25 protein-coding genes are annotated in these 26,853 nt (G+C 39.9%); 11 read left to right on the top strand and 14 right to left on the bottom strand.

Annotated elements, in window-relative coordinates; genetic code table 11:
• Positions 1-134 (bottom strand): formate--tetrahydrofolate ligase (locus tag AKG39_RS19325; protein WP_152912168.1); only part of this gene is annotated, 134 nt, incomplete at its 3' end.
• Positions 135-925: 791 nt separating this feature from the next.
• Positions 926-1,732, bottom strand: coding sequence for a methyltetrahydrofolate cobalamin methyltransferase (locus AKG39_RS07780; protein WP_050739820.1), 807 nt, complete (start codon positions 1,730-1,732; stop codon positions 926-928).
• Between the two features lie 250 nt (positions 1,733-1,982).
• Here AKG39_RS07780 and AKG39_RS07775 point away from each other — a divergent pair, with 250 nt between their 5' ends.
• From AKG39_RS07775 to AKG39_RS07735, 9 genes are all read left to right on the top strand, one after another.
• Positions 1,983-3,779: an ASKHA domain-containing protein gene (locus AKG39_RS07775; protein ID WP_050739819.1), complete on the top strand. Its 1,797-nt coding sequence runs from the start codon at positions 1,983-1,985 to the stop codon at positions 3,777-3,779.
• Positions 3,780-3,895: 116 nt separating this feature from the next.
• Positions 3,896-4,954: an asparaginase gene (locus tag AKG39_RS07770; protein WP_050739818.1), complete on the top strand. Its 1,059-nt coding sequence runs from the start codon at positions 3,896-3,898 to the stop codon at positions 4,952-4,954.
• A gap of 61 nt (positions 4,955-5,015) precedes the next feature.
• Positions 5,016-6,479, top strand: a complete 1,464-nt coding sequence (locus AKG39_RS07765) for an NAD(P)/FAD-dependent oxidoreductase (RefSeq protein WP_050739817.1) — start codon at positions 5,016-5,018, stop codon at positions 6,477-6,479.
• A 166-nt stretch (positions 6,480-6,645) separates the two neighbouring features.
• The gene (gene asrA / locus AKG39_RS07760) at positions 6,646-7,647 is read left to right on the top strand and encodes an anaerobic sulfite reductase subunit AsrA (protein WP_050739816.1); all 1,002 of its coding nucleotides are present in this window, start codon (positions 6,646-6,648) and stop codon (positions 7,645-7,647) included.
• Complete coding sequence (gene asrB / locus AKG39_RS07755) at positions 7,648-8,445, top strand: anaerobic sulfite reductase subunit AsrB (RefSeq protein ID WP_050739815.1); 798 nt, start codon at positions 7,648-7,650, stop codon at positions 8,443-8,445. It abuts the gene before it with no gap.
• A gap of 9 nt (positions 8,446-8,454) precedes the next feature.
• Positions 8,455-9,423: a sulfite reductase subunit C gene (asrC, locus tag AKG39_RS07750; RefSeq protein ID WP_050739814.1), complete on the top strand. Its 969-nt coding sequence runs from the start codon at positions 8,455-8,457 to the stop codon at positions 9,421-9,423.
• 257 nt (positions 9,424-9,680) lie between these two features.
• On the top strand, positions 9,681-10,661 hold the full coding sequence (locus tag AKG39_RS07745; RefSeq protein ID WP_050739813.1) for a uroporphyrinogen decarboxylase family protein: 981 nt from the start codon (positions 9,681-9,683) through the stop codon (positions 10,659-10,661).
• 81 nt (positions 10,662-10,742) lie between these two features.
• The gene (locus AKG39_RS07740; protein ID WP_050739812.1) at positions 10,743-11,546 is read left to right on the top strand and encodes a methyltetrahydrofolate cobalamin methyltransferase; all 804 of its coding nucleotides are present in this window, start codon (positions 10,743-10,745) and stop codon (positions 11,544-11,546) included.
• A gap of 89 nt (positions 11,547-11,635) precedes the next feature.
• Positions 11,636-12,265, top strand: a complete 630-nt coding sequence (locus AKG39_RS07735) for a corrinoid protein (RefSeq protein ID WP_050739811.1) — start codon at positions 11,636-11,638, stop codon at positions 12,263-12,265.
• A gap of 300 nt (positions 12,266-12,565) precedes the next feature.
• On the opposite strand, the gene AKG39_RS07730 is transcribed toward AKG39_RS07735, so the two are convergent.
• The 9 genes from AKG39_RS07730 to AKG39_RS07690 form a co-directional block, all read right to left on the bottom strand.
• Positions 12,566-13,477, bottom strand: coding sequence for a sensor histidine kinase (locus AKG39_RS07730; protein WP_050739810.1), 912 nt, complete (start codon positions 13,475-13,477; stop codon positions 12,566-12,568).
• Positions 13,478-14,149, bottom strand: coding sequence for a response regulator transcription factor (locus AKG39_RS07725; protein ID WP_050739809.1), 672 nt, complete (start codon positions 14,147-14,149; stop codon positions 13,478-13,480).
• 46 nt (positions 14,150-14,195) lie between these two features.
• Positions 14,196-16,115: a serine hydrolase domain-containing protein gene (locus AKG39_RS07720; RefSeq protein ID WP_050739808.1), complete on the bottom strand. Its 1,920-nt coding sequence runs from the start codon at positions 16,113-16,115 to the stop codon at positions 14,196-14,198.
• A gap of 151 nt (positions 16,116-16,266) precedes the next feature.
• Positions 16,267-17,073, bottom strand: a complete 807-nt coding sequence (locus tag AKG39_RS07715) for a CPBP family intramembrane glutamic endopeptidase (protein ID WP_050739807.1) — start codon at positions 17,071-17,073, stop codon at positions 16,267-16,269.
• Positions 17,073-17,657, bottom strand: coding sequence for a TetR/AcrR family transcriptional regulator (locus tag AKG39_RS07710; RefSeq protein WP_050739806.1), 585 nt, complete (start codon positions 17,655-17,657; stop codon positions 17,073-17,075). Before AKG39_RS07710 ends, AKG39_RS07715 begins: the two co-directional genes overlap by 1 nt.
• A gap of 123 nt (positions 17,658-17,780) precedes the next feature.
• Positions 17,781-18,509, bottom strand: a complete 729-nt coding sequence (locus AKG39_RS07705; RefSeq protein ID WP_050739805.1) for an ABC transporter ATP-binding protein — start codon at positions 18,507-18,509, stop codon at positions 17,781-17,783.
• Positions 18,510-18,520: 11 nt separating this feature from the next.
• Complete coding sequence (locus AKG39_RS07700; protein WP_050739804.1) at positions 18,521-20,851, bottom strand: FtsX-like permease family protein; 2,331 nt, start codon at positions 20,849-20,851, stop codon at positions 18,521-18,523.
• Positions 20,814-21,206: an MFS transporter gene (locus tag AKG39_RS07695; protein ID WP_050739803.1), complete on the bottom strand. Its 393-nt coding sequence runs from the start codon at positions 21,204-21,206 to the stop codon at positions 20,814-20,816. Before AKG39_RS07695 ends, AKG39_RS07700 begins: the two co-directional genes overlap by 38 nt.
• Positions 21,207-21,338: 132 nt before the next feature.
• Positions 21,339-21,971, bottom strand: coding sequence for a TetR/AcrR family transcriptional regulator (locus AKG39_RS07690; protein ID WP_050739802.1), 633 nt, complete (start codon positions 21,969-21,971; stop codon positions 21,339-21,341).
• A gap of 233 nt (positions 21,972-22,204) precedes the next feature.
• Between AKG39_RS07690 and AKG39_RS07685 the strand changes: the two genes are divergently transcribed.
• On the top strand, positions 22,205-22,570 hold the full coding sequence (locus AKG39_RS07685) for a NifB/NifX family molybdenum-iron cluster-binding protein (RefSeq protein ID WP_050739801.1): 366 nt from the start codon (positions 22,205-22,207) through the stop codon (positions 22,568-22,570).
• A 195-nt stretch (positions 22,571-22,765) separates the two neighbouring features.
• Here AKG39_RS07685 and AKG39_RS07680 read toward each other — a convergent pair whose 3' ends face one another.
• Positions 22,766-24,151, bottom strand: a complete 1,386-nt coding sequence (locus AKG39_RS07680; protein ID WP_050739800.1) for an MFS transporter — start codon at positions 24,149-24,151, stop codon at positions 22,766-22,768.
• 281 nt (positions 24,152-24,432) lie between these two features.
• Here AKG39_RS07680 and AKG39_RS07675 point away from each other — a divergent pair, with 281 nt between their 5' ends.
• On the top strand, positions 24,433-25,089 hold the full coding sequence (locus AKG39_RS07675) for a TetR/AcrR family transcriptional regulator (protein WP_050739799.1): 657 nt from the start codon (positions 24,433-24,435) through the stop codon (positions 25,087-25,089).
• A 51-nt stretch (positions 25,090-25,140) separates the two neighbouring features.
• Here the strand turns inward: AKG39_RS07675 and AKG39_RS07670 are convergent, their stop codons facing one another.
• Entirely contained in the window at positions 25,141-25,398 is a 258-nt protein-coding gene (locus AKG39_RS07670; RefSeq protein ID WP_050739798.1) for a hypothetical protein, read from the bottom strand.
• Positions 25,399-25,625: 227 nt separating this feature from the next.
• Positions 25,626-26,819, bottom strand: coding sequence for an elongation factor Tu (tuf, locus tag AKG39_RS07665; RefSeq protein ID WP_050739797.1), 1,194 nt, complete (start codon positions 26,817-26,819; stop codon positions 25,626-25,628).
• Between the last annotated feature and the right edge of the window lie 34 nt (positions 26,820-26,853).

Genomic DNA, 26,853 nt, shown 5'->3' with positions numbered 1-26,853 from the left:
TTATAGTCAACCTTTGCTTTATACTTACCGTATAAATCCAGATCGTCTTCTGTTAAACCCAACTTAGCTGCTATAATACGAATATCCTGTGGTATAGCCTCTTGTGCAATTTCAATGTCTGATTTAAAACCCATAAAATTTCCTCCATTTAGTTTGATAAATTTTTAACATCTACGTTTATGATAAATGATTTTGTAATAAAAATCAAATATTTAATGTGACAATTTTTTACTGGAAAAAATCCAAAAACGTTTACATTTACGGGGTTGACATCAATAATCAGAACAATATTTTACTCTGCGTATGATTTCAACCTCTTTTTCAGATGGCAAATAATATTTTATCTTAATTTAATTTATTTTATGTCACTTATGATGATCTCCGAAGCATAATAAGTCTTTCTTTGTCACTTAATTTGTTATATTTGTAAAATTGTTGTTTTTCCGATGGTTTTTAAGCTAAATTCCTGCTTCCATTTAATCTTTCTAAAACCATTTCTTTTATTTATATGTCTTTTTTCACCACCTTCTTTCTTGCGATCAACTATTCCGTCTTTTTCCTTTTACCCATAGTTGCAAAACAAATCATGATTCTTCTTGGGGCAGAAATCATCTACATACTTGTATATACAGATTTGATTTTAGATTATCACTTTTTATCATAATTGTCAATATTTTTTCATTTCATGACAATATATTTCATTTGATTGTTTGTTAATTCTCAAACAATCTTTGAACAAGTAATTTTTAGTTGTTTATTCCCTGAATTTTTTCATGTCTTGCTAATTATCAGTCGATATTTTACACCTTTAAAACGTGCAAGATTTATGATTTCTCCAAAAAACTTCATATAAAAAAAGAACATCCCCGATATACTCGTCAGAGATGTTCCTTTTTATATTTTTTTGAGTGTTTTCAATAGTTAATTATTTTACAACAGGACCGATTTTTCCCTGTCGGAAAGCTTTACTGTATTTTCTGCAATGTTTATCTTTTCCAAGCAATGCATAGGTTGCGAAAATAGTCCCCATCATGTCTCTGTTTAAAGGATCCATCACTGCAGAGTCCATACCCGCCTGAATCGCCAATGCCATAAATGTTTTATTCATCAGCGCCCGTACTGGTAATCCAAATGAAATATTACTCAAACCGGAAGTAATGTGGATGGTTGGATATAACGCTCGAATCTCTTTGATTTCCTGCGCGAAATTAAGCAATGAACTATTTTCTGTTGATAATGCCATAACACAAGGGTCAATATGCATACGTTCAGGTGTTACCCCATACTTAGCAGCTTTTTCGACCATAATTCGAGTAATATCGACTTTTGTTTGCACGTCATTAGGAATCCCTCTATTATCACAGGTAAGACCAACGACTTCCCAGGTGTTTCCTTCCATCAATGGAAGCAGCACTTCACATTTATTGCCCTCTTCTGAAATTGAATTTAAAAGACCTGGTTTATTAGCATATTTGAATACTGATTCAATGACATTTGGATTTGGACTATCAATGCAAAGTGGTGTGTCCGTTGCATCCTGAACAACACTCATTAACCATTTTAAGGCTTCTATTTCAAGTTCAGGTGCCGTGCTTGCGCACACATCAATAAAATCAGCACCCGCTTCCGCCTGCTTAACAGCACGATCTGCAATAAATGCAGCATCTCTTTTTTCAATGGCTTCCTTGACAACCGGAATGGTACCATTAATTTTTTCCCCAATAATAATCACAATAAACCTCCTTGTTTGTTATCGATTTCAAATTTATTTAGTATTTCATAATGTATGTACATGTTAAACATGTACATACATTTATACTTTTAGATTATCACCTTCTTTATTCTTTGTCAATATTTTTATAAAATCGTACTGAATTTTCCTCTTTTCTTGTAAAACATCTTCAAAAGGAGTATAATATTATCAATAATAATTGCAGATTTATAGAATATTTTAATATTTTATAAAAAGAAAGGACGAATTTATGTCAATTCAAAAAAATATTCATGTTATTTTCCCTTTTTTAGACAAAACCATCTCAATTGAGGACAATAAAACTGTTGCTGATGCCTGTGCTCTTGCAGGTTTTCCCCAAAACCTTGTTTGCGGTGGAAAAGGTACCTGTAAAAAATGTCTCGTTACCATTCGTGAAAATGGTCATATTATAGAAGTATTAAGTTGTCAGCATCCCGTTTCTGAAAATATGCAGATTCTTATTTCAAAAGAGGCTGCGTTAAGCCAAATTTTGGAAACCAGTGCCAACGCCACATTGCCTTTTAATCCCCGAATTAAGATATTTTCAATTCCCTATACCAATCTTAAAACGGATATGTGCTCTTTCGATTTGGAAACTATCCGTGAAGCATTGGATTTACCGGTAAATATTCATTCTCTGAATATTCTGAAAAAAATTCCTCAGGTTTTTCATTTAAAGGATAAAAACCTTTTAAGCTTTCTTGTATTTAATGAAGAAATTATCGACTTGATACCAGGTGATACGCCATTTACTGCCTATGGTGTTGCTTTTGATATTGGAACCACATCAGTTGTTGGTTACTTATATGATTTAACCACCGGTGTCCTTGTCAATCAATACTCAACCTTAAACAAACAAATTTCCTTTGGTGGTGATGTTATCAGCCGAATTGAATTCGCATCAGGTTCTGCTGAAGATCTTAAAAAAATTCACAACTCTATCATAGAAACTGTAAACATGATTTTAAATAATCTTTGTAAAGACTCTGACATTGAAACCGAAGCAATTTATGATTGTGTTTTCTGCGGTAACAGCACGATGTCGCATCTTTTTCTAGGATTAAATCCTCATCATTTAGGTCTCTCGCCATTCACCGGCATTTCCAAAGATATGGTGACGCTGACTGCCTCAGAACTTAATATTAGCATGAATTCATTTGGCCGGATCACATTTCTGCCCTTACTTGGCGGATTTGTTGGCGCCGATACCACAGCTGTACTTCTTGGGCTTCCCCGGGATGAAAATTTGCGTTTAATGATTGATCTTGGGACAAATGGTGAAATTGCTGTTGGTAACCATCATCGATTTTCCGTTGCCTCTACTGCCTGTGGTCCTGCCTTGGAAGGAGCTGGCATCCATATGGGCATGCGTGGCACAACCGGAGCCATTGAAAAGATTACCTTGATCGACAATAAAATCAAGTGTCAGGTTATTGGAAATGGTGCTCCTCTTGGCTTTTGCGGTTCTGGAATTATTGATGCCATCGCCTTGCTTCTCCGCGAAGGCCTGGTTTATGCCCGAGGGAATTTTATTAAAGGTAAAGATCTTGATGATCATCCCTTTAAAGATCGTTTTGGTATCGATGAAACCGGACAGCGATACTTTGTCATTGTTTCAAAGGATGAAAACCCCAATGGAAATGAAATGATCATAACTCAAAAGGATGTTCGTCAGGTTCAATTGGCAAAGGCTGCTATTTATACAGGATGCTGTTTATTGACTAAGCATTTTGGCATCGAAGGTCATCAGCTCAAAGAGGTTGTTCTGGCAGGTGCTTTTGGGAACTATATCGATGTGAATAATGCCCAGTTCATTGGTCTGCTTCCTAAAATAGATGATGTTCCCATTCGTTCCATCGGAAATGGAGCCGGTACTGGCGTCCAACTTTTTCTTTTATCTAAAGAAGAAATTATTCAATGTGAACGAATTCCAGGAGTTACAACTCATGTGGAACTGGCAACCGACCCTGAATTTTCAAATGCTTATATGATGAATACCACCCTTGGTAAAAATATGCTGATCTAACACAAAACTTCATTAATAAAAGCAAACAACTAAATAGCAGTTGTTTGCTTTTTTTATTTTTCTTTAGACCAATTGGTGCTATAATGCTTTTAAAATCGGTGAAAGGATAAACTTTAATGGAAAAGCCACCTAAAATACTTATATTGTTAACCGGAGGAACCATAGGCAGTTCAGTCAATGATGGCTGTATTGATGTGGACAGCAAACGCAGTGATGATTTATTGTCCATATATAAAAATTTCGATAAGCCATTAGTTGATTTTGAAGTGTCCCGGCCTTTTAACATCCTTAGCGAAAATGCCGAGCCTAAACATTGGCTCCAGATTATAAACACTCTTGAAAAATTTAACCTGGTAAACTATACCGGTGTTATCATTGCCCATGGATCCGACACCCTTCCTTATACCGGAGCTGCCTTATGTTATGGTGTTGACAGTCCTACTATTCCCATTGTACTCGTAGCCGCTAACTATGCACTTGGTGAAGTCGGGAGCAATGCCCTGGTCAATTTTTCAGCCAGTGTTGATTTCATCTGTAATCAGCAACTCCCTGGATTTTATGCCATTTACCAAAACAGTGATGGTGAAGTTTATGTTCATCTGGCCTCACGATTACTTGAAGCCGATTGGCTAAAGGATGATTTTTCAAGTTTTGGCGGTCACCTCGGCATTCTGGATTCCCGAGGCCTCTGTTGCACCCCGTCTTCCAAAAACCCCAGTATGTTAAAACTCTATAATCCATCCCCGGATATAGTCCCCTGGACCAAAAACTTTAACAATCAAATTCTTGGCCTGCGGGCTTATCCCGGACTTAATTATCGATGCATTGATTTGAAAGCCCAGTCAATCAAAGCCGTTCTACATTCCCAATATCATTGCGGCAGTGGAAATGTCATCGGAGACAATGGTACCTCGCTATTGGAATTTATCAGCAACAATCCCCAGGTCGATCATTATATGATCTCATACAAAGATATTAAAGGACCTCTTTATGCCTCATGTCACCAGCTTATTGAAGCAGGCGCCATTCCGCTTGAGAATATATCTTTTGAAGCAGCTATTACTAAGCTTAATTTCGCCTATAATCAAACGGAATTTTTGCCGATTGACTATATGAAACGTGAATTTTTCTACGAATTTGTGAGAGAAAAGTGCGAAAGTGGGTATGTTATTTAATATTACAATATTACAAAACCCGAGTGAATTTATTTAAAATTTACAAACGAAGGAGAAAATTATGTATGATGTTGCAATTATTGGTGCTGGAATCATAGGTGTTTCTGTGGCTCGTGCTTTAAGCCGATACGAATTATCGATTGCAGTTTTTGAAAAAGAAAATGATGTTTCCATGGGTGCTACTAAAGCCAATTCTGCCATTGTACATGGAGGCTTTGCCGAATCTCATGCTAAGGTAAAAGGCGGTCTTTGTTTTAAAGGCCGAAAACAGTTTGATCAATTAGATAAAGAATTAAATTTTGGTTATGAAAAAATCGGTTCTCTGGTTCTCGCCTTTGAAGAGGAACAACTGGAAACCTTAAAAAATCTTTATGAAAATGGTTTGGCCAATGGCGTTGACGATCTAGAAATTATTGATCATGACCAGATTATGGCCATGGAACCCAATGTTAATCCCGATGTTAAGTATGCCCTTCACTGTAAGGGCGCTGGTGTTTGTTCTCCCTTTGAAATGGCCATCGCTTTAGCCGAAAATGCTGTTGCCAATGGCGTTGAATTGTTTTTAAATACCGAAATTAAAGCCATTAAACAATCGAATGTTGGATTTGAATTAGTGGATACTAATGACCAAATCCACAAAGCCAAATATGTAATTAATGCCGGTGGCTTACAATCAGCTGTAATTTCAGCCATGGTTGGCGCTGATTATTTTCAAATCACCCCACGTACCGGTGAGTACATGGTTATGGTCCGGGGATCGGGTTCAATTATTAATAAAGTGCTTTTCCAAATGCCTACAAAATTAGGTAAAGGAATATTAGTAACGCCAACCTATCATGGCAACCTTCTCATTGGTCCGGATGCGGTTAATCAGGATACTGACGATAAATCAACCCATGCCGAACGCTTACTGAAAATTTTCAATGAGGCAAAACATACTACCAGCAAATTAAATATCAAACAATTTATCAGAAGCTTTACCGGCGTTCGTTCCATCAGTTCTACTGATGATTTTATCATTGAGGCCACTGGGGTCAAGGGATTTATTAATTGTGCGGGAATTCAGTCACCGGGCCTTACCTCTTCACCTGCTATTGCCGATATGGTGTTGGATATTCTAAAAAACGAAGGCTGTTTTATGGTTGAAAACCCAAGCTTTAATCCCTATCGAGCACCTGTCATTACCCGAACAGAACTAAAACCCATGAAAGAAATCCAGCCCCTCATCGATATGGAATCAAATCCCCAGAAAATTATTTGTCGGTGTGAACAAATAACTGAAGGTACCATCATCGACGCAATGAACCGGGGGATACCGGTAACAACCATCGATGGTGTTAAGCGCCGAACCCGTTCCGGCGCAGGCTGGTGTCAGGGCACTTTCTGTCGTCCCCGTGTCGCTGCGGTTATGGAAAAAGAGCTGGGCTATGAAATTGATCCTTCCTTTGATATTGAGCATAGCGGCGTAAACAGGGTTGGCAAAAACGAGATTGTGGATTATATATTAAAACATGAACATGAATAAATCATACCGCTTCATATTTCAAATGCCTCTTTAGCGTTTCAAGTATGAAACTGCTGATAAACACAAAATTTACCCTATATCTTTGGTCGTTGTGACATTTATCACAGCGACCATTTTTATTTAAGGATATAATTAATAAAAACACAATATTAAGGAGAAATGCTGTATGGGTTATCAAATTAATCAAGATAAAATGAATGCAATACTGACGGAATTGTCAAAAAAATATAAGATTTATGGACCACGACGATATGTAGGCGATGGAACATTTGCACATGTTGATACCATTCGATATGGTGAAGTCACAACCTTAGATGACATTGAATTTAAAGAGAAATCGAATTATTCGTTTAAGGAAGTTTTGCTGCCTATTTCTGAAACTCTGTTTTATTTTACCGAGAATGAAATGAAGGAAGCGGATGCTCCCCATTCAGGCGCCATTGTCTTTTTGCGAAGCTGTGATCTTCACGGTCTTAAGCGCATGGATACCATTTATCTCAAAAACGGCGCCGTTGACACCTATTATAAGCGCCTTCGAGACAACACCAAGTTCATTCTCATGGGTTGTGAAGACTCCTTTGAAAATTGCTTCTGTGTTTCCATGGGCACCAACCAAAGCGATGATTACGATGCCTACCTAAAGATTGACGGCCAAAATGTACTTATCGACAGCCATTGGGATTTGCTGGATACTGCTTTAGCCGAAATGCCAGAGATTCAGGTTATTCCCGATGCTGTGAGCCAGAATAAAACAGTGGTGGAAATCCCCGAGGCGATCCCTCAATCTGTAATTGATTCGCCATTTTGGGAAGACTACGCCAACCGCTGTATTGCCTGCGGCCGCTGCAACTTCGTCTGTCCCACCTGCACCTGTTTTACCATGCAGGATATTTTTTATACGGATAACGGTAAAGCCGGAGAACGCCGCCGAGTGTGGGCTTCCTGTCACGTGGATGGTTATACCGATATGGCCGGCGGACACGCTTTTCGGGATAATAAAGGACAACGCATGCGCTTTAAGGTGATGCACAAAATCAACGATTATAAAAAACGTTTTGGCACTCAAATGTGCATTGGCTGTGGCCGCTGTGATGATGTGTGTCCCGAGTATATTTCTTTCTCCAACTGCATCAATAAACTCAATACCCTTGTAAAGGAGGAAAACTAAATGACTGATATCAATCCTTATATTCCTTTTCTATCCGAAATTAAAGAGGTTATTAAACATACCGACATTGAATATACCTTTCGAATGACTTATTCAGGGAATGTGAACCCCGGACAATTTTTTGAAGTTTCTCTGCCAAAATTTGGGGAGGCCCCAATTTCTGTGAGTGGCATCGGAAAAGATACCGTCGATCTGACCATCCGCCGGGTGGGAAAGGTCACTGATGAGATCTTTGAAAATTATGTTGGCGATACCCTTTTTCTCCGGGGACCCTATGGTAATGGTTTTGACATCCAAAATTATCTGGATAAGGAAATTCTCCTGGTCGCAGGTGGTACCGGTCTTTCCCCGGTTAAGGGTCTTGTGGATTATTTCTCTGCTAACCCCAAGGACACCAAAGGCTTCACTCTTCTGGTCGGTTTTAAATCTCCCAAGGACATTTTATTTAAAAACGACTTCGCAAAATGGGAAGATAACCTCAACGTCATTATGACCGTTGATACTCCTGATGATGGCTATTGCGGGAAATGCGGCATGGTTACCCAATATATCCCGGATATCCCCATTAAAAATATTGAAAACGCCGTTGGAATTGTAGTGGGTCCCCCCATGATGATGAAGTGTACCATTGCCGAACTCATTAAAATTGGTTTTAAAGAAGAAAATCTCTGGATCTCCCAGGAACGAAAAATGTGCTGCGGCATTGGCAAATGCGGGCATTGTAAAATTGATGATACTTATGTTTGCCTGGATGGACCGGTTTTTAATTATACTAAAGGAAAATTTTTAAGAGATTAGGAGGAAACTATGTTAGATCTTAATACAAAAAAAATAAAGAAGAATGCCTATCGCGTGACTAAAGTTCGAGGGGAAACAGCCTCTCGGATTCGTGTTCCCGGCGGCCTGTTAACTGCTGATATTTTACCAATCATTCAAAACATCGCCGAAACCTATGGCAATGGACGGATTCACTTGACCACTCGCCAGGGCTTTGAAATCCCCGGGATCCGGTACGAAGATATGGATGCAGTCAACGCCCTGCTTCAACCCATCATTGATAAACTGGATATCAACCAGGAAATCCCGGGAAAAGGGTATACCGCCGCCGGCACCCGCAACGTTTCTGCCTGTATCGGCAGCAATGTCTGTCCCTTTGCCAATTACAATACCACCGACTTTGCAAAAAAAATGGAGAAAGAAATCTTTCCCAATGACCTTCACTTTAAAGTCGCCTTTACCGGTTGCGCTAATGACTGCATAAAAGCCCGGATGCAGGATTTTGGGATCATCGGCATGACCGAACCCCAATATGAAAAGGAACGTTGCGTAAATTGCCAGGCCTGTGTAAAAGCCTGTAAGAAAAAATCGGTAGATGCCCTGACTGTTGAAAATTATCGCATTGTGCGAAATACCGAAAAATGTGTTGGTTGTGGGGAATGCGTCATCAATTGTCCAACCCGGGCATGGACACGGAGTACAGAAAAGTACTATCGTCTGGTCATCATGGGTCGAACAGGCAAACGGAATCCCCGTCTTGCTGAGGATTTTCTGGTTTGGACCACTGAAGATGTGATTATTAAAATAATCAACAATACCTATAAATTTGTAGAAAACTATATTGATCGCTCGGCCCCAGGCGGAAAAGAGCATATCGGTTATATCATTGACCGGGCCGGATTCAGCGAATTTAAAAAATGGGCGCTGGATGGTGTTGATCTCGGTGATAAAACTATTGTAAAAGGACCTGTTTACTGGAGTGGCCTACATTACGATTAAGCAACAACTTCATCCTTTGTCATGTTTTCTTGACTCATGGCACGCCAAACAAAGTCACGGATTTAAAATCCGTGACTTTGTTTTTTTTTGAACCTACAACCAATGAACCTGAAAATACATAAGAAAACTTTATTAATAAAATTAATTATTGACAAAGGAGCTGCAACCGTTTATAATCACAGTAAATAGAAGATTATTTACTAAAATAACAGTAAATAAATTATTTACTACTAAAAATTATTAGGAGGTAACAGAATATGTTAACTGGAAAAGAAAATTTAAAAGAGGTCTTAACAGGCGGGAATCCTGATCGATTTGTAAAACAATTTGAGTTCATGCAAATGATCATGAGTGTGCCATCATGCCGAATAAAACCTGAAATTGGTGGTGAAGTTGTCAATGAATGGGGTGTTACCATTCGCTGGCCAGAAGGTCAACTTGGTTCTTTTCCGGTTCACGATGCTGATCACATTCTTTTAAAAGATATTACCGAGTGGAAAGAATATGTTAAAGCACCTAATGTTGTTTTTCCTGCTGCTGACTGGGAAAAAGCCATCGCCGACGCAAAGGCAGTCGATCATGACAATAAATATGTAACCGCATTTATCGCCCCAGGTCTTTTTGAGCTCACCCACTATTTAATGGGAATGGAAACTGCTTTAATGAGTTTTTACGAAGAACCCGAAGCAATGGCTGAACTGATTGATTATTTAACAGAGTTTGAACTGGCATACGCCAAGGAATTGGTTACTCATCTTCATCCTGAAATAATTTTCCATCATGATGACTGGGGCAGCCAGATCTCCACATTCCTTTCTCCTGCCATGTTTGAAGAATTCTTTCTGCCGGCTTATAAAAAAATCTACGGATTTTATAAAGATAATGGGGTTGAATTGATTGTTCATCACAGTGACAGCTATGCAGCAACCTTAGTACCCAATATGATTGAAATGGGTATTGATATCTGGCAGGGTGTTATGACAACCAATGATATTCCTAAAATGATCAAGGAATACGGCGAACAAATTACCTTTATGGGCGGCGTTCACAGCGGTATAATTGACCATCCAGACTGGACCAAAGAACAGGTTGAAGAAGAATTCGCAAGAGCCTGTCGTGAAAATGGAAAGCTCTACTTTATTCCCGGCGCATGTCAAGGCATGGGGGTCAGTTCATTCCCAGGCGTTTACGAAGCCAGTGATGAGGCCATTGACAAAATGACCAAGGAAATGTTCTAGACAAATTACACAGAAAATAATCCAACGAAGAAATGACGCTTTAAACTAATATAAATTATATTCCCAGGAGGTAAATTAAAAATGATCATTATTGGAGAAAAAATTAACGGGGCGATTCCCTCAACCGGCAAGGCTATTAAAGAAAAGAATGCCGCTTTTATTCGGGATCTGGCCATCAAACAAACGGAAGCAGGGGTGGATTTCATTGATGTCTGCGCATCTGTGGATGACGACATTGAACTGGAAACCATGAAATGGCTCATCGATATCGTCCAGGATGCCACGGATCTACCGATAGCCGTGGACAGTCCCAACGTGCATACCTGTATCGAATCCATGAAATACTGCAACAAACCCGGACTGTTCAATTCCGTATCTCTGGAAGGGGACAAGATTGACGTCGCATTTGCTGCCATCGCCGACACCAAATGGGAATGTGTGGCCCTGTTAAACAGCGACAAAGGCATTCCTAAAACCGCCAAAGACCGTCTGGACGTCTTTGCCGATTTAATGGCCAAGGTCAAGGAATATAAGATCGATCCTGCCCGGATGCACATCGATCCGCTGGTAGAAATGCTCTGTACCTCAGAAGATGGCATTGCCATGGTCACTGAAGTTATCAGAGAAATTAAATCACAGTATCCCACAATCCACGTTACCGGCGCGGTAAGTAACATTTCCTTTAACCTCCCTGTCCGAAAAATGGTTAACATGGGCTTTACTGTTTTAGCCATGAATGCCGGCATGGACAGTGCCATCCTGGATCCTTTAAACCGCGATCTGATGGGCATTATCTTCGCCACCGAAGCGCTGCTGGGCGAGGACGAATACTGCATGGAATACATCGGCGCCTACCGCGAAGGTATCTTTGGACCGGTTAAATAATAAAAACAAATCTTAGCAGTTAGCAACAAACATCACGACACACAACCGTGATAAAGATTGATAAAATAAAATAATTTGAGGAGAAAAAAATGTCTAAAATTGAAGAAGTAAAAGCAAAAGTAGAAGCAGGAAAATCCAAACTCGTTCCGGGTCTGGTACAGGAAGCACTGGATGCCGGGAATAATCCCCAGGATATTCTGGATGCAATGGTTGAGTCCATGGGTGTGGTCGGAGAAAAATTCTCAACCGGAGAAATTTTCGTTCCGGAAATGCTGATCGCCGCTAAAGCCATGTCAAAGGGCGTGGATGTTCTGAAACCACACCTCGCCGGAGACGGCGCCTCTAAATTGGGTACCTGCATCATCGGTACCGTTGCCGGAGATTTACATGACATCGGTAAAAACCTGGTCTCACTGATGATCGAAAGTGCCGGATTTGATATGGTTGACCTTGGCGTTGATGTACCGGCCGATACCTTTGTCCAAGCCATTAAAGACAATGATAATGTCAAGATCGTGGCCTGCTCGGGTCTGTTGACATCAACCATGCCAGCTCTTAAAGAAGCCGTTGCGACCATTAAAGCCAGCGGATTGACCGGATTCAAAGTAATTGTCGGCGGAGCCCCAGTGACCCCGGAATACGCAGTTGAAATCGGCGCTGACGGATTTGCTCCCGATGCCGGAACCGCTGCAGTGAAAGCCAAAGAATTAGCTGTATAATATTTGCAAATAACCTTACCCCCGAAATTTAAATACTGACTAAAAAAAGAAAACGCGATTTTTCGCGTTTTCTTTTTTTGTCGATAAACCCGTCCTGGGGACAATGGTAAATCGTTGTCGGCTGCATGATCGGACCTATGCCTGTTCGCCATGATGCCGACAACTGATGTTACGATTATCCACAGGACTTACTTTTCTATTTTATCTACAGTCTGAGAAAACGCGATATTACCGGGTTTGCTTTTTTAAATCTCTTATATTTCACAGGTTCCCAGGTTTTCTCCGGCCACCGCCTAAACTCTAAAATTCGATTATAAAACCTTTCGTGTAACCGCTTATTCCGTCGTCAATAAACAATCTCCCCTGATGTTTTTCCACGATTTTTTTTGCAATAGCCAGCCCCAGTCCGCTGCCGTCTTTTGAATTTCTGGATTCATCTGCGCAGATAAAAGGTTCAAATATCCTGACTGCCAGTTCCTGATCAATCGCCTCTCCATTATCGGCAACAACAATCTTAATTTTCTGACCCATCTCAATGATTTTCACCAATACCCGGGATCCATTTCTGTTATGCTGGTGAGCGTTGATGAGCAAATTATTAATTGCTCTTGCTAATTCCAGATGATCCACTTCCCGGATCATGGGATAATCGGGGATATCAATTTCAATTTTCAGCTGTTTTTCCTCAAATACCTCATAATTCATGGCAACCGATTCCCTCACCAGTCTGCAAATATCGGTTTTTTCCAGATACATCTGATACTCATCGGTACTGAGTTTGGTATATTGAAACAAAAGATCCAGTAATTCATTTGCTTTTTTCGTCTTATTATAAATGGTCTCCACGGTGTCTTCTTTATCCGCATCGGTTATCCTGCCCTCTTTCAGCGCCTGAGAAAACCCCATAATCAATGTCATCGGAGTCTTCAGATCATGGACAATATTGGCATAGAGCATATTGCGTTCATTCAGCTGGCGATTAGTTTCGGCCAGAATTTTCTTATTGATGATCCAAGTATACCAGATGCTGATTAGTAAAAAACACAGGATACTAATCAGAAGGTAAACCAGAATTGCCGATACTGCCACCGCTTCATCCGTTATTCCTTCCATTATCCAGTCAAACCCACCATCAAGCAGCGACTTTGCCAGAGATAAGAGCAAAGCAAACAGGATAAAATACCGAATAATACTTTTTTTTAATTGTTTCATCTACTTCTCCAATCGATAACCCAACCCACGGATGGTTCGAATATTATCTGCCCCAATTTTATCCCGCAGTTTACTGATGGCAACACGGATGGTATTATCGTCAACGGCATAGGCTTCGTCCCATCCGGCCTCATAAATCTGTTCTTTTGTAAATACCCGTCCGGGATGCTCCATTAATAAACGCATCAGCTTCAATTCAACAGCAGTCAGGCTGATCGCCTGGTTTTCTTTATATAGTATACACTCGGCAAGACTCAGGGTCATCTCCCGTACCGTCAGCATTATATTTTCGCTGCTAGAACTCTGGGTTCCATGGTTCTCTCTGAATCGGGCTCTGACCCTGGCCGCCACCTCCAGGGGATCAAATGGTTTGGTAATATAATCATCGGCGCCAAGGTCAAGGCCAAGAATTTTGTCAGAAATGTCAACTTTTGCCGAAATAATCATCACCGGGATACCCCATTCTTTCCTTATTTTTTTTGTCAGTTCAAATCCGTTTATTTTCGGCATCATAATATCCAATAAAGCCAGGTCAATGACATTGTTCTTAAGAATCTGGTAGACCATTTCACCATCATAGGCTTCGAATACTTTAGTATCATCATTTTCCAGGTATAAACGCAACAGTTTTACAATATCCTTTTCATCATCCGCAATTAAAATATTTTTCATTATTATTCCACCTCGTTATCCATTTTTCTCTTGATTCGCACTGCTTTTAACATGACCAGAAATTATAAAACTGCCAGTACCATATATTTATCGACATCAGCAGCCCCATTGCTTCAATGATAACACTGTTTCGTCTTTCTTTTGCCGTTCCCTTGAAATTTTTGCCCTTTTTTATCATTATGCCTAAATTAGCAATGGGTAATATGGATAAAATTCCAAGCAACACACATTTCCAGGCAGTGGCATTCAGGGTAACACTTCCCCCATCCAACGGAAGCAATACGAGATAATAGATCAAGACACCTTCAATCAGAATTGCCGAAAGCATCACAATTTTGATGACATTAAGCCGCTTATTCCAAGCTCCCAGACCCGATCTTTTTTGAGTTTTAAAGATTATCCATCTGCTTAACAGCACAATCAGAAATACCCCCGCTGCCAGCCATGAAAAAAGCATCAAAAATAATAGCATTATTTTCCGACCGAAGGCGATGCTGTTTTCTTTTTCGATATCCTGTGACATCATCTCAAATCGGATGCTGCCGTCATCACCTTCGGTGCGATACATTAAATATTCCCAACCATTTTCATTGTCCATCCAGTACATTTGATCGGTTACCTGGGTCAGCGTTCCCTGTCCAATGGCAGGTTTAAAAACAGTCGAATCTTCGGTTTTAGATAAAGGGAGTAAGGATCCCATATACTTATAGACGCGGGTAAATCCTTTGTTGAAAGTCCTCATGGAAGTATAGATCCCACTTTGATCCGGGGAATTCTTAATCACCGCTTCCTTATTTTCATATGCCCCAAATATTAGCGATAAAAGTCCGTAATTAAACGCAGTCTCCCCTAATTCATTGGTCATCACCACAACCCCAACCCCGCATACGGGATCAAAAAACAAGGATGCTGTACACCCGGCAGTGTTCCCACTATGCCCCATAATATCAACCCCATACTGGAGGGTCCATAAACCGTGGGCATTGCGTTTAAGCTCTGACCCTCCATAAAAAGATGTTGCTTTAAGCATCCGCTTTATTGTGTCTTTTTCCTTAAAAAACGGGCACTGCCCATCACCGGATACAAACGCTTTTGCAAACGTCTGGAAATCCCCCAATGTTCCCGTCGCTGCCCCACTCGGATACAATAAAATATAGGCAAAGGACTTCCCTAAATCTTGATACTGATTATCATAGATACTGTAGCAATTCAACCGCTGCCGTTGTTCTTTAACCCACCCATTATCTGAACAGTCCGGAGCAAGGGATGTGTGTTTGAGTCCCAGGGGCTCAAAAATATGCCCATGGACATAGTCGCAGAAATCTTCGCCGCTGACTGTTTCCACCATATAGGCCGCCAGGGATGCCCCCCAATTGGAGTAAGCGCACACGGTTCCCGGTTCATAGATCTGCGCCGGTTCACTTTGCTCCAGAGCTTTTTCAAGCCCCACCAGTTTTGAAAGATCTGTCACCTCAATATCGTAGGTTGTTTCCTGAAATCCGGCGGTATGATTCATCAGATGGGTCATGGTAATTGGGGTATCGTAGGTAAGCTTTGTCAAAAAACCGTCCGGGAGATAATTTCTGATATCCGCATTTAGATCAATTAATCCCTGTTCTTCCAGCTGCATCACGCTGACCCATACCAGCAATTTGGATACCGAGCCCCATTCGTATACCGTATTTTCATCTGCTTTGACTGCCAAATCGATATCCGCATACCCCTCATTTACAGCATACAGTGTTTCGTCTTTATCAAACACCGCCAGGGATACAGAAGCCATCCCGCTTTTTCTCTGATTAATAAACTCTGTGATTTCCCCTTCCAACTCCGAATACTCAATGCCGGAGGGTACGCTGATTCCACCCTCTTCAATTGCTGCTGCACTGGCCGAAATCGGGAATAAAACAGATCCCATTAAAACCACCGTCATTATAAACCCAAGCATCCTCTTCCATTTTTTCATAAAAAAACCTCCTGTATGAATGATTAGTCAATCATACCGAAGGTTTGTTTCATTAATCCATTAACAACATTAACTGAATATTAATTGAGTGACCCATTAGCGATTAAAAGCATTTCCATTCAGATGCACTTAAACATTTATGACAGATTTTCTACTCCAACACATGATTTTTTTGAAGTTTCTCGATGCGAACTTTGCGAATTGCGATTCCAATAATCACACAGAACAGACAAATCATGACACTTAGGGATGGTGAAAACCAAAAACCCCAATATTGATCAATAAGCCATGGATTTTCCACTACCGTATACTGGATGGCATTTGTTGTTGCATGCAGCAATACACAGGGCCAGATTGTACGCGTTATCGCATATAATTCCATAAAAAGCACATTAAAACTTGCCAGTACAAAAAAAGATGAAACAATCATATCCATGGCAACACCATCATAGAAAAATAAATAGTAAGGAATATGCCACAACCACCAAACAATTGCTGTTATGGAATAGATCGTCCAGCCTTTGGCATTGATCTTAATGAGTCGTTCCTGTAAAAAACCTCTCCATGCCGTTTCTTCAAGAATTGATCGAAAAAAATTAAAAACAAACCATCCTGCCAGTGTCTGGAGAATAAGAGAATCTTTAAAAGAAGTCACTGAAATAATCCCCAAACTCATTTCTAAACCGATGCTAATTGCCGCAAATAACGGAAATAGCACCAATGACAGCAGATACCATTTGCCATTTCCTGAAAAATTTGGCCTGAATCCAATGTTTTTGACTGGACTCCTCCATGCCAAAATAAGAGATACTATAAAGGGAGAAATTAGCCATACAAGCGAACCCAGTGACTGATCCGGTTGGTTGGACAATAAATTATCAACAACTTTTCCAAACCACCCGCAACCAATGACCACTAATATAAAAATTTCTATTCTTCTTTTTAAAATTTCATCCATTATTTCACCTTCCTTTCTCCGACGATCATGTCCATCAACCATTCAACTTCAGGCATGGGCGTTTCAGGCATTCGGACCTTTTCCTGAGCAACTCCTTGGATTGTTCCAAAAAAAGCTACACACATAGCATGGGCATTTCCGCTTCTAAACTCACCAGTTTGTTGACCTTTTATAAAAATCGGTGTACATTGCCTGATCACGTCATTGTCTTGCAGCAACGTTTTTGTCTCATCTGGGATTCCAACTGTATGTTGGGCGGTATCTATAAAGATAAACATTTTCGCAAAGAATTCGTTTTCTTGTAACTGCCCAAAAATATACTTCGCTACATTTTGCAAATAATTCTTTGGTTGATCAAGAGCCATTTCATGATTAAATTTCATTTTTTCAGTTCCAATTTGAACCAGATAATGAAATAAATCCTGCTTGTTTTTAAAATAATGAAACATCAATCCCGAACTAATTTCTGCAATTTTAGAAATTTCTCGTGTCGATGTTCCATAGTAACCTTTCTGGATAAATTGATCCAGTGCAATAGTTGCAATTTGATTTTTTCGCCTTATTCCCTTTTCAGCTTGCTTCATCCTTCACCTCTCAGTTATTGAGCACTTGCTTAATTTATCATTTTTTATGGGCTTTGTCAATTGAATAATCTTTCTTTTGATTATGATATAGTAACAACAAGTGAGTTTAGATGAATATTTATGTTAGGCCTTTGATTGAAATCCTTTTAACCATTCATCCAGTTCACTGGAACGGTCTGCCCTTACCGCGAATTCCTTATAGCCGGCAATCTGTCCATCTCTGATATAGATTACTTTCCTTGCTTTGGCAGCGACCCTAGTATCATGAGTAACGGTCATGATGGTCGTTCCCTCCTGATTCAAATCTTTTAGAATTGCAAACACCTGATCCGCAGCAACTGAGTTCAGCGCGCCGGTGGGTTCATCCAAAAACAGAATATCAGGATGATTAATCATGGCCCGGCATATGGAAGCCCGTTGCAACTGTCCGCCGGAGACTTCCCGGATATCGCGCTCTTCAATGCCTTCAATGCCCATCCGCTTCATTAATTCCGATGCATGTTTCCTGATAGCCTGGGCCGATTCTTTTTTAGCCACAAGACCGGGTAGTATAATATTATCAAAAATGGAAAGATTCTTTAACATTTGTGCATTCTGAAACACAAAGCCCATTTTGTTCAGCCTAAATCCGGATAATTCTTTCTCCGGCATCGCGGATATATTGTTTTCTTCAAACAATACCCTGCCTTCATTGATGCTATCCATGCCGCTGATGCTGTAGAGAAGTGTTGACTTACCGGAACCGGAAGGTCCCATAACCGCAGTGAAATCTCCTTTTGTGATTTCAAAAGAAATATCCTTCAGTACCTGTGTCGCTTTAAATGACTTACTGATCTGTTCAATTTTTATCATGGCTTAACTCCCTATTCCCTTATTTGATCTCTGATATGATAGTTTCTGACAACTTTGGTTCCTACAATCACCGTGATAAAGACTGTCAGCAGCTGGGCCGCCGGGCAAAGCAGATAGGCCGTCACCGGTTCAACCAATAACATTATTTTTGATGCCCCCATGGCCGAAAGCATCCAGCCGAAAATCATCTCACCTAAAGAATTCGCCAGCACCGTTCCGACAATGATTGCCAGGAATTGAATCACCAGAATTCGTATACCAAACTGTATTCGGATGTCCCGATTTGAAAAACCAATGGCTTTTTTAATGGCGATGGCACTGTGTTCTCTGGCTGTGATCAGCTGCAAGAACATCACGGTAACCAGCATGATTAACAGCAATGAAATGATGATGGCCGCAGCTTCTACCAGGCTCATACTATCCGTAATTCCGCCCAGTGTCTGGGCAATGAATTCGCTGACTGGCGTTACTTTACTATCCGGCAGTATACTCCGGAGTCCATCCGTTTTTTTCTCAATGGCAACACCGTCGTGCACATCAACATAAATGATATAGACTTCCACATCATTTTCGGCAAAATCAATGGCTGCTTTGGCAGTCTTGCCACCGTAGGTAATATCCTGATAAATACCGCAGACGGTAAAGGTCAGTTCTTCTCCCTGATAGACCACCGTCATCGAATCGCCAACTTCTTTTCCCAATTCAGTCGCATTCATATAAGAAAGGGCCATTTCTTTACTGTCACTCGGCGCGCTTCCGCTCAGATACTCCAATGGGAAAACAGCTTCATCACCACTTTCTACGCGAAGGTATTCCCATTCCCCAACCGCATTCTGAGATTGTACGTAACCATTTTCATAAATTGCATATTTGGTGATTTCAGAATCATTCTCCAGCGAGGCTAAAGCGGCATCTTTTTGTGCTGTTAGTTTGTCGCTGTACTGAATATCAACGCGAATATCGGATTCTCCGATACCCATATAGGTAATGAAAGATGGATTTTCAATGGTATTCTTCATATTCATGGGAAGCAGAATCAAAAATGATGAAAATACAAAGACGAGAAATACAACCAAATATTCCTTCCATCTGCATTTTAATTCACCGAATGCCATCGTCAGGTTGGGGTATTTCAATCCTGCTGAAGGTAAAGTATAATGTCCCTCTTTCTTGATCTGCTCCTCCCCGCGCATCAGTTCGACAACCGACCTTTTCAGATTCTTGCGAATGATTCTGCGGCATCCGAGCATGACAATCAGGCCCAGCAAAATAACACCGATTAAAGGAAATACCCATCGCATCCATTCAACCGTCCCATATCCACAGTACATAACAACCGCGGATGAAAAGAAATCTCCAAAGGGGATAGCTCCCAGATAACCAATCACTCCTGCAATCAGCACAAGTATGATATATTTCATCTGATATAACTTCACTATTGTTTTTCCGGTCAATCCAATGGCTTTCATTTCTCCGATGGTAACATTCTCGTCTGCCATGGTGGCTTGAATAATATAAGATAAACACAGGAGTGACACCAGGATTAAAAGAATACTGATGGCGATGATGATAAATGCTACCAGGCCATAGGAAAAAGCATTCATCATCGTCAGAAGACTGCCAGTAATGGCAACACCTTTGGCAGGCATGTTTGCATCCATGTAATCCTTCTGTAAAGCTGCCGTTGATGAACCATCTTTTAATAGGAATTCAAAAGAATATTCATTTTCACCCATATGGCGGCTTATTTCATCAAGATCTGCCGGACTGACTAAAAAACGCTTTGAAGATGCCAGAGCCACATTCATTGATGCGTCGCGAATGATGGTTGATACCCTCAGTTCCTTACTGTAATCATCTTTATGTAATGTAATGACATCGCCGACCTGAATACCAAGTTCCTCGGCATAATAAACAGGAACCCCGATTTCCCCATCCGCAACAACCGCCACTTCATTGTTCATATTAAGGAGATAATCAAATCCTTCGTTCTGAACAACAAAACCATTATCCATCAAACACTTTTCCAGGGTTTCGCCCTGATAAATTATATTTTTATTATTTATATCAAGCATCTTGACGATTAGCGAATCCTCGATATACTCATGAGTTGCCACAAAGTTATCAAAGGCTTCCTCATCATAGGTGCCCTTATGCATTTGCAGGTATTCCGGAGGCACAGCCAGTTCATCTAGCCCCTTCAATGAGGAGTTCATCGTCCCTGCCACCCTTAGGCCGGTTGCCATCAAAAGGGCCGAAAGGATCAAAAATACCGCCAGTGCAGTTGTGATCACCCGATTTCTTTTAAAGTCCTTCCGGACAAGATGCAACAATAGTATCATTCTTACTTAAATCCCCCTCTTCCAACATTTTGACACTTTTCAATCTGGAAACAACGATTCCGATTAAGGCCAGACCGGAAAACAATTCCCCCAGAATCATCATTAATCGTCTGTCATAACGATCTGCCAAAACCCCTCCCACCGGCGCCAAAAGAATGGATGGCAGAAAGGCGCAAATGCTGACAATGGCTGTAGCTGCAACAGATCCTGTCAAGGCCAGCACATAAATAGCCAAACCGAAATCCGTTAATCCGCTGCCAATACTTGATATCAACTGGCCGGCGGCCAATATCATAAACTTCTTTATTCCCTTATTCTGTATTTTTGTGTTCTGTATTTCATGCCCTGGATTCATTGTTATCCTCCCTAAACTTTAATGATCTTTATCCAATATTCATACCAATCACTGTAAATTATTATTTTTTTTCTTATATCGACCATCGGTCGGTACAAGCGTAAAAAAATAGTCTTACAGATGTCCCGCCATCTATGGCAGCTGTCCAAACATCTGTAAAAAGCTATTCAGTTCGCCCTCATTTGTTCCCATCATTCTCTCGATATTACATAAAAATGCCTGTATCTTTTTAGGATACTCGTCCATTTCCCATTCAAAAATATCACAATCGAACAGCATATGGCCCAACAGCAAAATAGATTCGATGCATTCCGTTGGATACTCCATATGAAAAATATCTTGCTCCATACCTTCTGAAACAGGTTCTCTTAAAAGCGGCGTCATCCGTTTAAGCATTGCCTTTAAATATAACTGTTCAAGCTTTGTATTCTCAACCTTATGCATTTCTTCCTTTATCTGATCCACGCCTTCAAACTCAGGAGTCTGTGCCATGATTGCCAGCATAATACGATTCACCAGAGGAATGGATCGATCCTTTAGAATCACCTCTGCTCTCTTTGCTCCTTCTTCAACAATGTCAATAATAATTGCTTCCAATACTTCTTCCTTTGATGCAAAATAATAGTAAAAGGTACCTTTGGCAATATCCACAATTTTTAAAATATCATTCACCGATGTATGATCATAACCTTTCTTAACGAATAATTCCCGTGAAACCTCCAATATCTCACGTTTCCGAACTTCACCTTCTTTGATAGCTTTCATATCGTACCTCGCTTTATCGACCGTCGGTCGATATAACAATAATAAACTAACCTAAAGAAAATGTCAAACCATATTTCAATTAATTTGAACAAGCTGATTTGTGAAGGGTCTAGAAACAGGGACATCTTTCCATTACTTACAATTTTCAGTACTTTCAGATGTTTTAAGGAAATCCTTGAAGCTGCTAAAGGAAAAGTGTAGAATAGAAGTAAGTTTATTTAGAAGGAGTTATAATGAAAATAGCAATTACAGCCGCTGGAAAAACCATGGAAGATAGAGTTTTTGGGGAATTTGAAAAAAGTCCGTTTCTATTGATTTATGAAACGAAAGATGGATCTATCAGCGAATATGAAAATGATTTTGAAAAAGATCTGCAGGGAATTGAAATAGCCACTATCATTAAAAACGAGGATTGTGAAGCAGTAATTACCGGAGCAATTGAAGAAAAAGCCTTCTATCTGATTGCGGATGTAGGAATTACCCGTTTTAAAGGAGATGGAATGACGATCCATGATGCAATTAAGCAAGTGGAAGCTCGTAAACTTGTACTGATTCGAGATTTTAAAGGAGCAGGACCCAATCATCACCATCATCATTGAAAATAGGTTGTATCCAGAGCAACAAAAAACGTTGAAGCTGTGATTCTTTTTATGATCTGTTTTTATTCATTATTTATCTTAGGAATTATATGTTAAATAACTTTATTTCAAATAAATAAGAAGCCAATTCCAGACTCTGAAAAGGCTTCTTATTTATTAATTGAGTTATTGATCTCTAAATTTTAAATTCTTCTGTTACTGTTTTCTTGCATCTATTTCAGCCTGATATTGTACCATTTTTTCTGTCGTTAATCGGTATCCAAATGTTAATAGAATCGCACCTGCAAGAACCGTGCAACCTGGAATTGTACAGAATAAAGTCGTAATACCCGCTTTTAATTCTGGTGTGGCAGTAGCTGGGTCCATTTTTGCAACGAAGCCTACTGAAGCCAGCATTGCCGGAATAATTAGCCCTTTGACGAAGATAGCTAGTTTTAATGGCAAATTCGATAATCCCATAACCCAGCTTGATGCTGCTTTCCCTGTTTTCCATTCACTGTAAATCGATGCATCACCGTATAATGCAACCATCAATGCATACAGGAATCCTAAGAAGAACTGCGCACATGAAAGGACTATTAGAACAAGTATTATGTTAGAAACAACGAATTGACAGCCGATTAAAAATATTCCTAAACCGTAACAGCCAATCAGTGCCGCTGTTCTTGTTGACAATTTCGCGGCGACATATTTACTTGAATATGAGCCAATAACCGCCATAATATTTGCAACCAACAAGTAAACGCTAAACATTGCGACATTGTTTGCTACATAGGTAAAGAAGTATACCGCCGACCCTGCACAGACAAAGTTAACTGTCCAACGGGCTACATCTGCTAAAAGTAACACTAACAAATGTGGGTTCTGAACCAATGATCTAAACATATCTGCAACAGAAATTTTTTCTTTCTGAGCCACATTAGTGTTTGCAGCTGCTTCTTCCTGTGTTACTTCATATCCACTCGTTAGTTTGAAGTGAATGAAATAGCCTAACCAGTAAATACAAGCCATTGCGAATGCCGAAATTGTGAATCCGAGTACTGGATTACCAACTGCTCCGCCAACCCATAAAATAGTGGTCAATCCCATTGCTGAGAAAATAATTTTCCCAATATTGGCATAAGCGCCACGTGTTGCGGATAATTGTGTTCGATCTTCAGGTGTCGACGAAATTGTAGGTATTAATGCTATATTAGCAACATACGAGAAGTTCCATGCAATGTGTGAAGTAATGAAAGCTATACAAATAATGACAATTGGTACTATTCCCGTACCAATAACCGTAAACATCATTGTATAGAGAACCACTACAATAGGTGGTATTACTAACAACCACGATCTGTATTTTCCCCATTTCATTGGTTTAAGAGCATCAATAAATCCACCATAGAAAGGTGATAGTACCATATCTACTGTACTTGTTAAAGTCATAATTATTGCAGTTGTTGCCAAATCAAATTTTGCAATGTTTGTTAAAAAATATGCAAAATAAAATACTTCAACATTCGACATCAAAGTAAAACCAAGATCCCCAACACCAAAGAATTTCTTAAGCCCTGAACTTAAGGGTTTTTTTTCCATAAAAGAGCCTCCTAAAAATTTTTGTTTCTACCTAAGCAAAATATCCGGCTATTTTCCCTGGCAAATTCTAATTCTGTCATTTTAATAATATTACTAAAGACTACTTGTATAGTAACCCTTTGCAACGATCCTGTCAAGGGTTTTTAATAATTTAGACATCTTTTACTGTTTTTTCAGTAAATGCCAATAAATTTCTTTTTTACGAATTCGCTTTTTTCTTGTTTCTTTTACTGTTTAATGCTAAACTTGTAGCAGACTAGTATTTTTTAAGGAGATTTCAAATGCGAAAATTGACGAAAGGTGACCAAACAAAAGAGCGTATTTATAAAAGTGCTAAAGAGCTCTTTTATAATAAAGGATATAATGCCACCACCATCCAACAGATTGCTGATCATTCCGGTACCACACTAGGCTCAATGACCTATCATTTTGCCACAAAAGATACATTTATTTCTCGGATTTTTGAGGACTATCTAACCTCAATCAATGACTTACTTCTCAATAAGTTGATTGGTTATAAACCCATTAATTCTTTTGAAAAGCACTTTTATTTAACCATGGTTTGGTATCAATACCTACTTACCGATCCGCTCGTTAAAAACTTTTATTTTGAGATTTCCAAAAATGATTCATTATACCCTTTCCTGCAAGGACAGATCAGTCAAATCTATCACAATTTTGTTAAAGATTATAATCTGCGAATTCGTCCGATAGAATTTGATGCCATACTCATCGCGGATTTTGGAGCTCGTCGGGAACTCACCCGAAGCTTTTGTGAAGACAATATAAAAATGCCTGTGGAAGATTTCTCAATTTTAATTATTTCCAACACGGCTCGTTGTCTTGGTATCCCACAAAAGGCTATTTATAAGGTTAGTTATGAAGCCCTTCTTTTTAATCGCGAACATGATTTTTCCGATATTAAACTGCTCGTATAAAAAGGTCTTTTCAGGAATTAATTCCCTGAAAAGACCTTTTTTATTTTAAATTTATTTTTCTTTGAAAGTAATAATCACACCTTCAGTTACGCTGTTTGCCCAACCACCATCATTAGATACCATTATATGCTGGCCCTGAACAATGGGAAGAATGGATAAAACATCATAACCCTGTTCATCGTAGGCAATACAGGCTTCCTCAATTTCCTGGGCAAGTTCTTCTGATTTACATTTGCGAAAGCCCTTATTATAATCATTCCCACTTGCCTCCACCTTGTCATGAATGCTGATACAAACATATTTTTTCATGCTTTTTTCCTCCATCAAAGTATTTGATCCATTATACCATAAAAAACCGTCCCTCTAAGAGGAACGGTTTGAAATTATTTTTCTATCTAATTTATAGGAGTTCAGATTTCTTAGAATTTTATATTCATTTTGAATATTTCTTTCAAAATCTGCATGAGCTTCGTGATCACTCGTCCGCTAACGCTCCTATTCGCTACCAATTTTTTTATCAAAAATTGGACTCAGCTTTAATCAGCAATAATCTTAGCTACTACTCCAGACCCAACCGTTCGACCGCCTTCACGAATAGCGAAACGTAAGCCTTCTTCAATGGCGATTGGTGTAATCAGGGTGATTTCCATTTGCACGTTATCCCCTGGCATTACCATTTCGACGCCTTCTGGTAATTTGATGACACCAGTTACATCGGTAGTTCTAAAGTAGAACTGTGGTCGGTAACCGTCAAAGAATGGTGTATGACGTCCGCCTTCTTCTTTAGTTAATACGTATACTTCTGACATGTAATGCGTATGTGGTTTAATGGAACCTGGTTTAGCTAAAACCTGACCACGTTCGATTTGTGATCTTTCAACACCACGCAGCAGTGCCCCAACGTTATCTCCGGAACGGCCTTCATCAAGCAGTTTACGGAACATTTCTACGCCGGTTACAATAGTTTTACGGTTTGGGTGAATCCCAACGATTTCAACTTCTTCTCCGACTTTGACAATCCCACGTTCGATACGGCCCGTTGCTACGGTTCCACGTCCGGTGATTGAGAAAACATCTTCGATTGGCATCAGAAACGGTTTGTCAGTATCACGTACTGGATCAGGGATCCATTCGTCAACAGCTGTCATCAGTTCTAAAATTTTATCGCCCCAAGGGCCTTCAGGTTCTGCTAATGCTTTTAAAGCAGATCCGGAAATGATTGGTGTATCGTCGCCGGGGAAGTCATATTCGTCAAGCAGTTCGCGAACTTCCATTTCAACGAGTTCTAATAATTCTTCGTCATCGACCATGTCCACTTTGTTCAGGAACACGATGATATAGGGAACCCCTACCTGACGGCTGAGAAGAATATGTTCTCTTGTCTGTGGCATTGGACCATCAGCTGCGCTTACAACTAAGATCGCGCCATCCATTTGAGCAGCGCCGGTGATCATGTTCTTAACATAATCCGCATGGCCCGGGCAGTCAACGTGAGCGTAGTGACGAGCAGGAGTTTCATATTCAACATGAGCAGTTGAAATAGTGATCCCACGTTCTCTTTCTTCTGGAGCCTTATCGATGTTTTCGAAGGCTACTGCCGAACCTGTTCCGTAACGTGTGTGTAAAACAGATGTGATTGCCGCGGTTAAAGTAGTTTTGCCATGATCGACATGACCAATTGTTCCAACATTAACATGTGGTTTATTTCTTTCGAATTTTGCTTTTCCCATTTGCTCTTCTCCTTAAAAAAAATTTACTATAGTG

This window comes from Acetobacterium bakii, assembly GCF_001263355.1.
Lineage (GTDB): Bacteria > Bacillota > Clostridia > Eubacteriales > Eubacteriaceae > Acetobacterium > Acetobacterium bakii.
The sequence above is the reverse complement of the archived record's forward strand: the minus strand, read 5'-3'. Positions and strand labels throughout refer to the sequence as shown.

What these genes read in the sequence shown, in the direction of transcription:
- AKG39_RS07765 (WP_050739817.1), top strand. Translation starts at nt 5,016, where the DNA reads ATGTATGATGTTGCAATTATTGGTGCTGGAATCATAGGTGTTTCTGTG.
- AKG39_RS07715 (WP_050739807.1), bottom strand. Translation starts at nt 17,073, where the DNA reads ATGGATGAAATTTTAAAAAGAAGAATAGAAATTTTTATATTAGTGGTC.
- AKG39_RS07705 (WP_050739805.1), bottom strand. Translation starts at nt 18,509, where the DNA reads ATGATAAAAATTGAACAGATCAGTAAGTCATTTAAAGCGACACAGGTA.
- asrA (WP_050739816.1), top strand. Translation starts at nt 6,646, where the DNA reads ATGGGTTATCAAATTAATCAAGATAAAATGAATGCAATACTGACGGAA.
- AKG39_RS07675 (WP_050739799.1), top strand. Translation starts at nt 24,433, where the DNA reads ATGCGAAAATTGACGAAAGGTGACCAAACAAAAGAGCGTATTTATAAA.
- AKG39_RS07700 (WP_050739804.1), bottom strand. Translation starts at nt 20,851, where the DNA reads ATGATACTATTGTTGCATCTTGTCCGGAAGGACTTTAAAAGAAATCGG.
- AKG39_RS07720 (WP_050739808.1), bottom strand. Translation starts at nt 16,115, where the DNA reads ATGAAAAAATGGAAGAGGATGCTTGGGTTTATAATGACGGTGGTTTTA.
- AKG39_RS07770 (WP_050739818.1), top strand. Translation starts at nt 3,896, where the DNA reads ATGGAAAAGCCACCTAAAATACTTATATTGTTAACCGGAGGAACCATA.
- AKG39_RS07710 (WP_050739806.1), bottom strand. Translation starts at nt 17,657, where the DNA reads ATGAAGCAAGCTGAAAAGGGAATAAGGCGAAAAAATCAAATTGCAACT.
- AKG39_RS07745 (WP_050739813.1), top strand. Translation starts at nt 9,681, where the DNA reads ATGTTAACTGGAAAAGAAAATTTAAAAGAGGTCTTAACAGGCGGGAAT.
- AKG39_RS07730 (WP_050739810.1), bottom strand. Translation starts at nt 13,477, where the DNA reads ATGAAACAATTAAAAAAAAGTATTATTCGGTATTTTATCCTGTTTGCT.
- AKG39_RS07740 (WP_050739812.1), top strand. Translation starts at nt 10,743, where the DNA reads ATGATCATTATTGGAGAAAAAATTAACGGGGCGATTCCCTCAACCGGC.
- AKG39_RS07685 (WP_050739801.1), top strand. Translation starts at nt 22,205, where the DNA reads ATGAAAATAGCAATTACAGCCGCTGGAAAAACCATGGAAGATAGAGTT.
- AKG39_RS07690 (WP_050739802.1), bottom strand. Translation starts at nt 21,971, where the DNA reads ATGAAAGCTATCAAAGAAGGTGAAGTTCGGAAACGTGAGATATTGGAG.
- tuf (WP_050739797.1), bottom strand. Translation starts at nt 26,819, where the DNA reads ATGGGAAAAGCAAAATTCGAAAGAAATAAACCACATGTTAATGTTGGA.
- AKG39_RS07725 (WP_050739809.1), bottom strand. Translation starts at nt 14,149, where the DNA reads ATGAAAAATATTTTAATTGCGGATGATGAAAAGGATATTGTAAAACTG.
- asrC (WP_050739814.1), top strand. Translation starts at nt 8,455, where the DNA reads ATGTTAGATCTTAATACAAAAAAAATAAAGAAGAATGCCTATCGCGTG.
- AKG39_RS07680 (WP_050739800.1), bottom strand. Translation starts at nt 24,151, where the DNA reads ATGGAAAAAAAACCCTTAAGTTCAGGGCTTAAGAAATTCTTTGGTGTT.
- AKG39_RS07670 (WP_050739798.1), bottom strand. Translation starts at nt 25,398, where the DNA reads ATGAAAAAATATGTTTGTATCAGCATTCATGACAAGGTGGAGGCAAGT.
- AKG39_RS07735 (WP_050739811.1), top strand. Translation starts at nt 11,636, where the DNA reads ATGTCTAAAATTGAAGAAGTAAAAGCAAAAGTAGAAGCAGGAAAATCC.
- asrB (WP_050739815.1), top strand. Translation starts at nt 7,648, where the DNA reads ATGACTGATATCAATCCTTATATTCCTTTTCTATCCGAAATTAAAGAG.
- AKG39_RS07695 (WP_050739803.1), bottom strand. Translation starts at nt 21,206, where the DNA reads ATGAATCCAGGGCATGAAATACAGAACACAAAAATACAGAATAAGGGA.
- AKG39_RS07775 (WP_050739819.1), top strand. Translation starts at nt 1,983, where the DNA reads ATGTCAATTCAAAAAAATATTCATGTTATTTTCCCTTTTTTAGACAAA.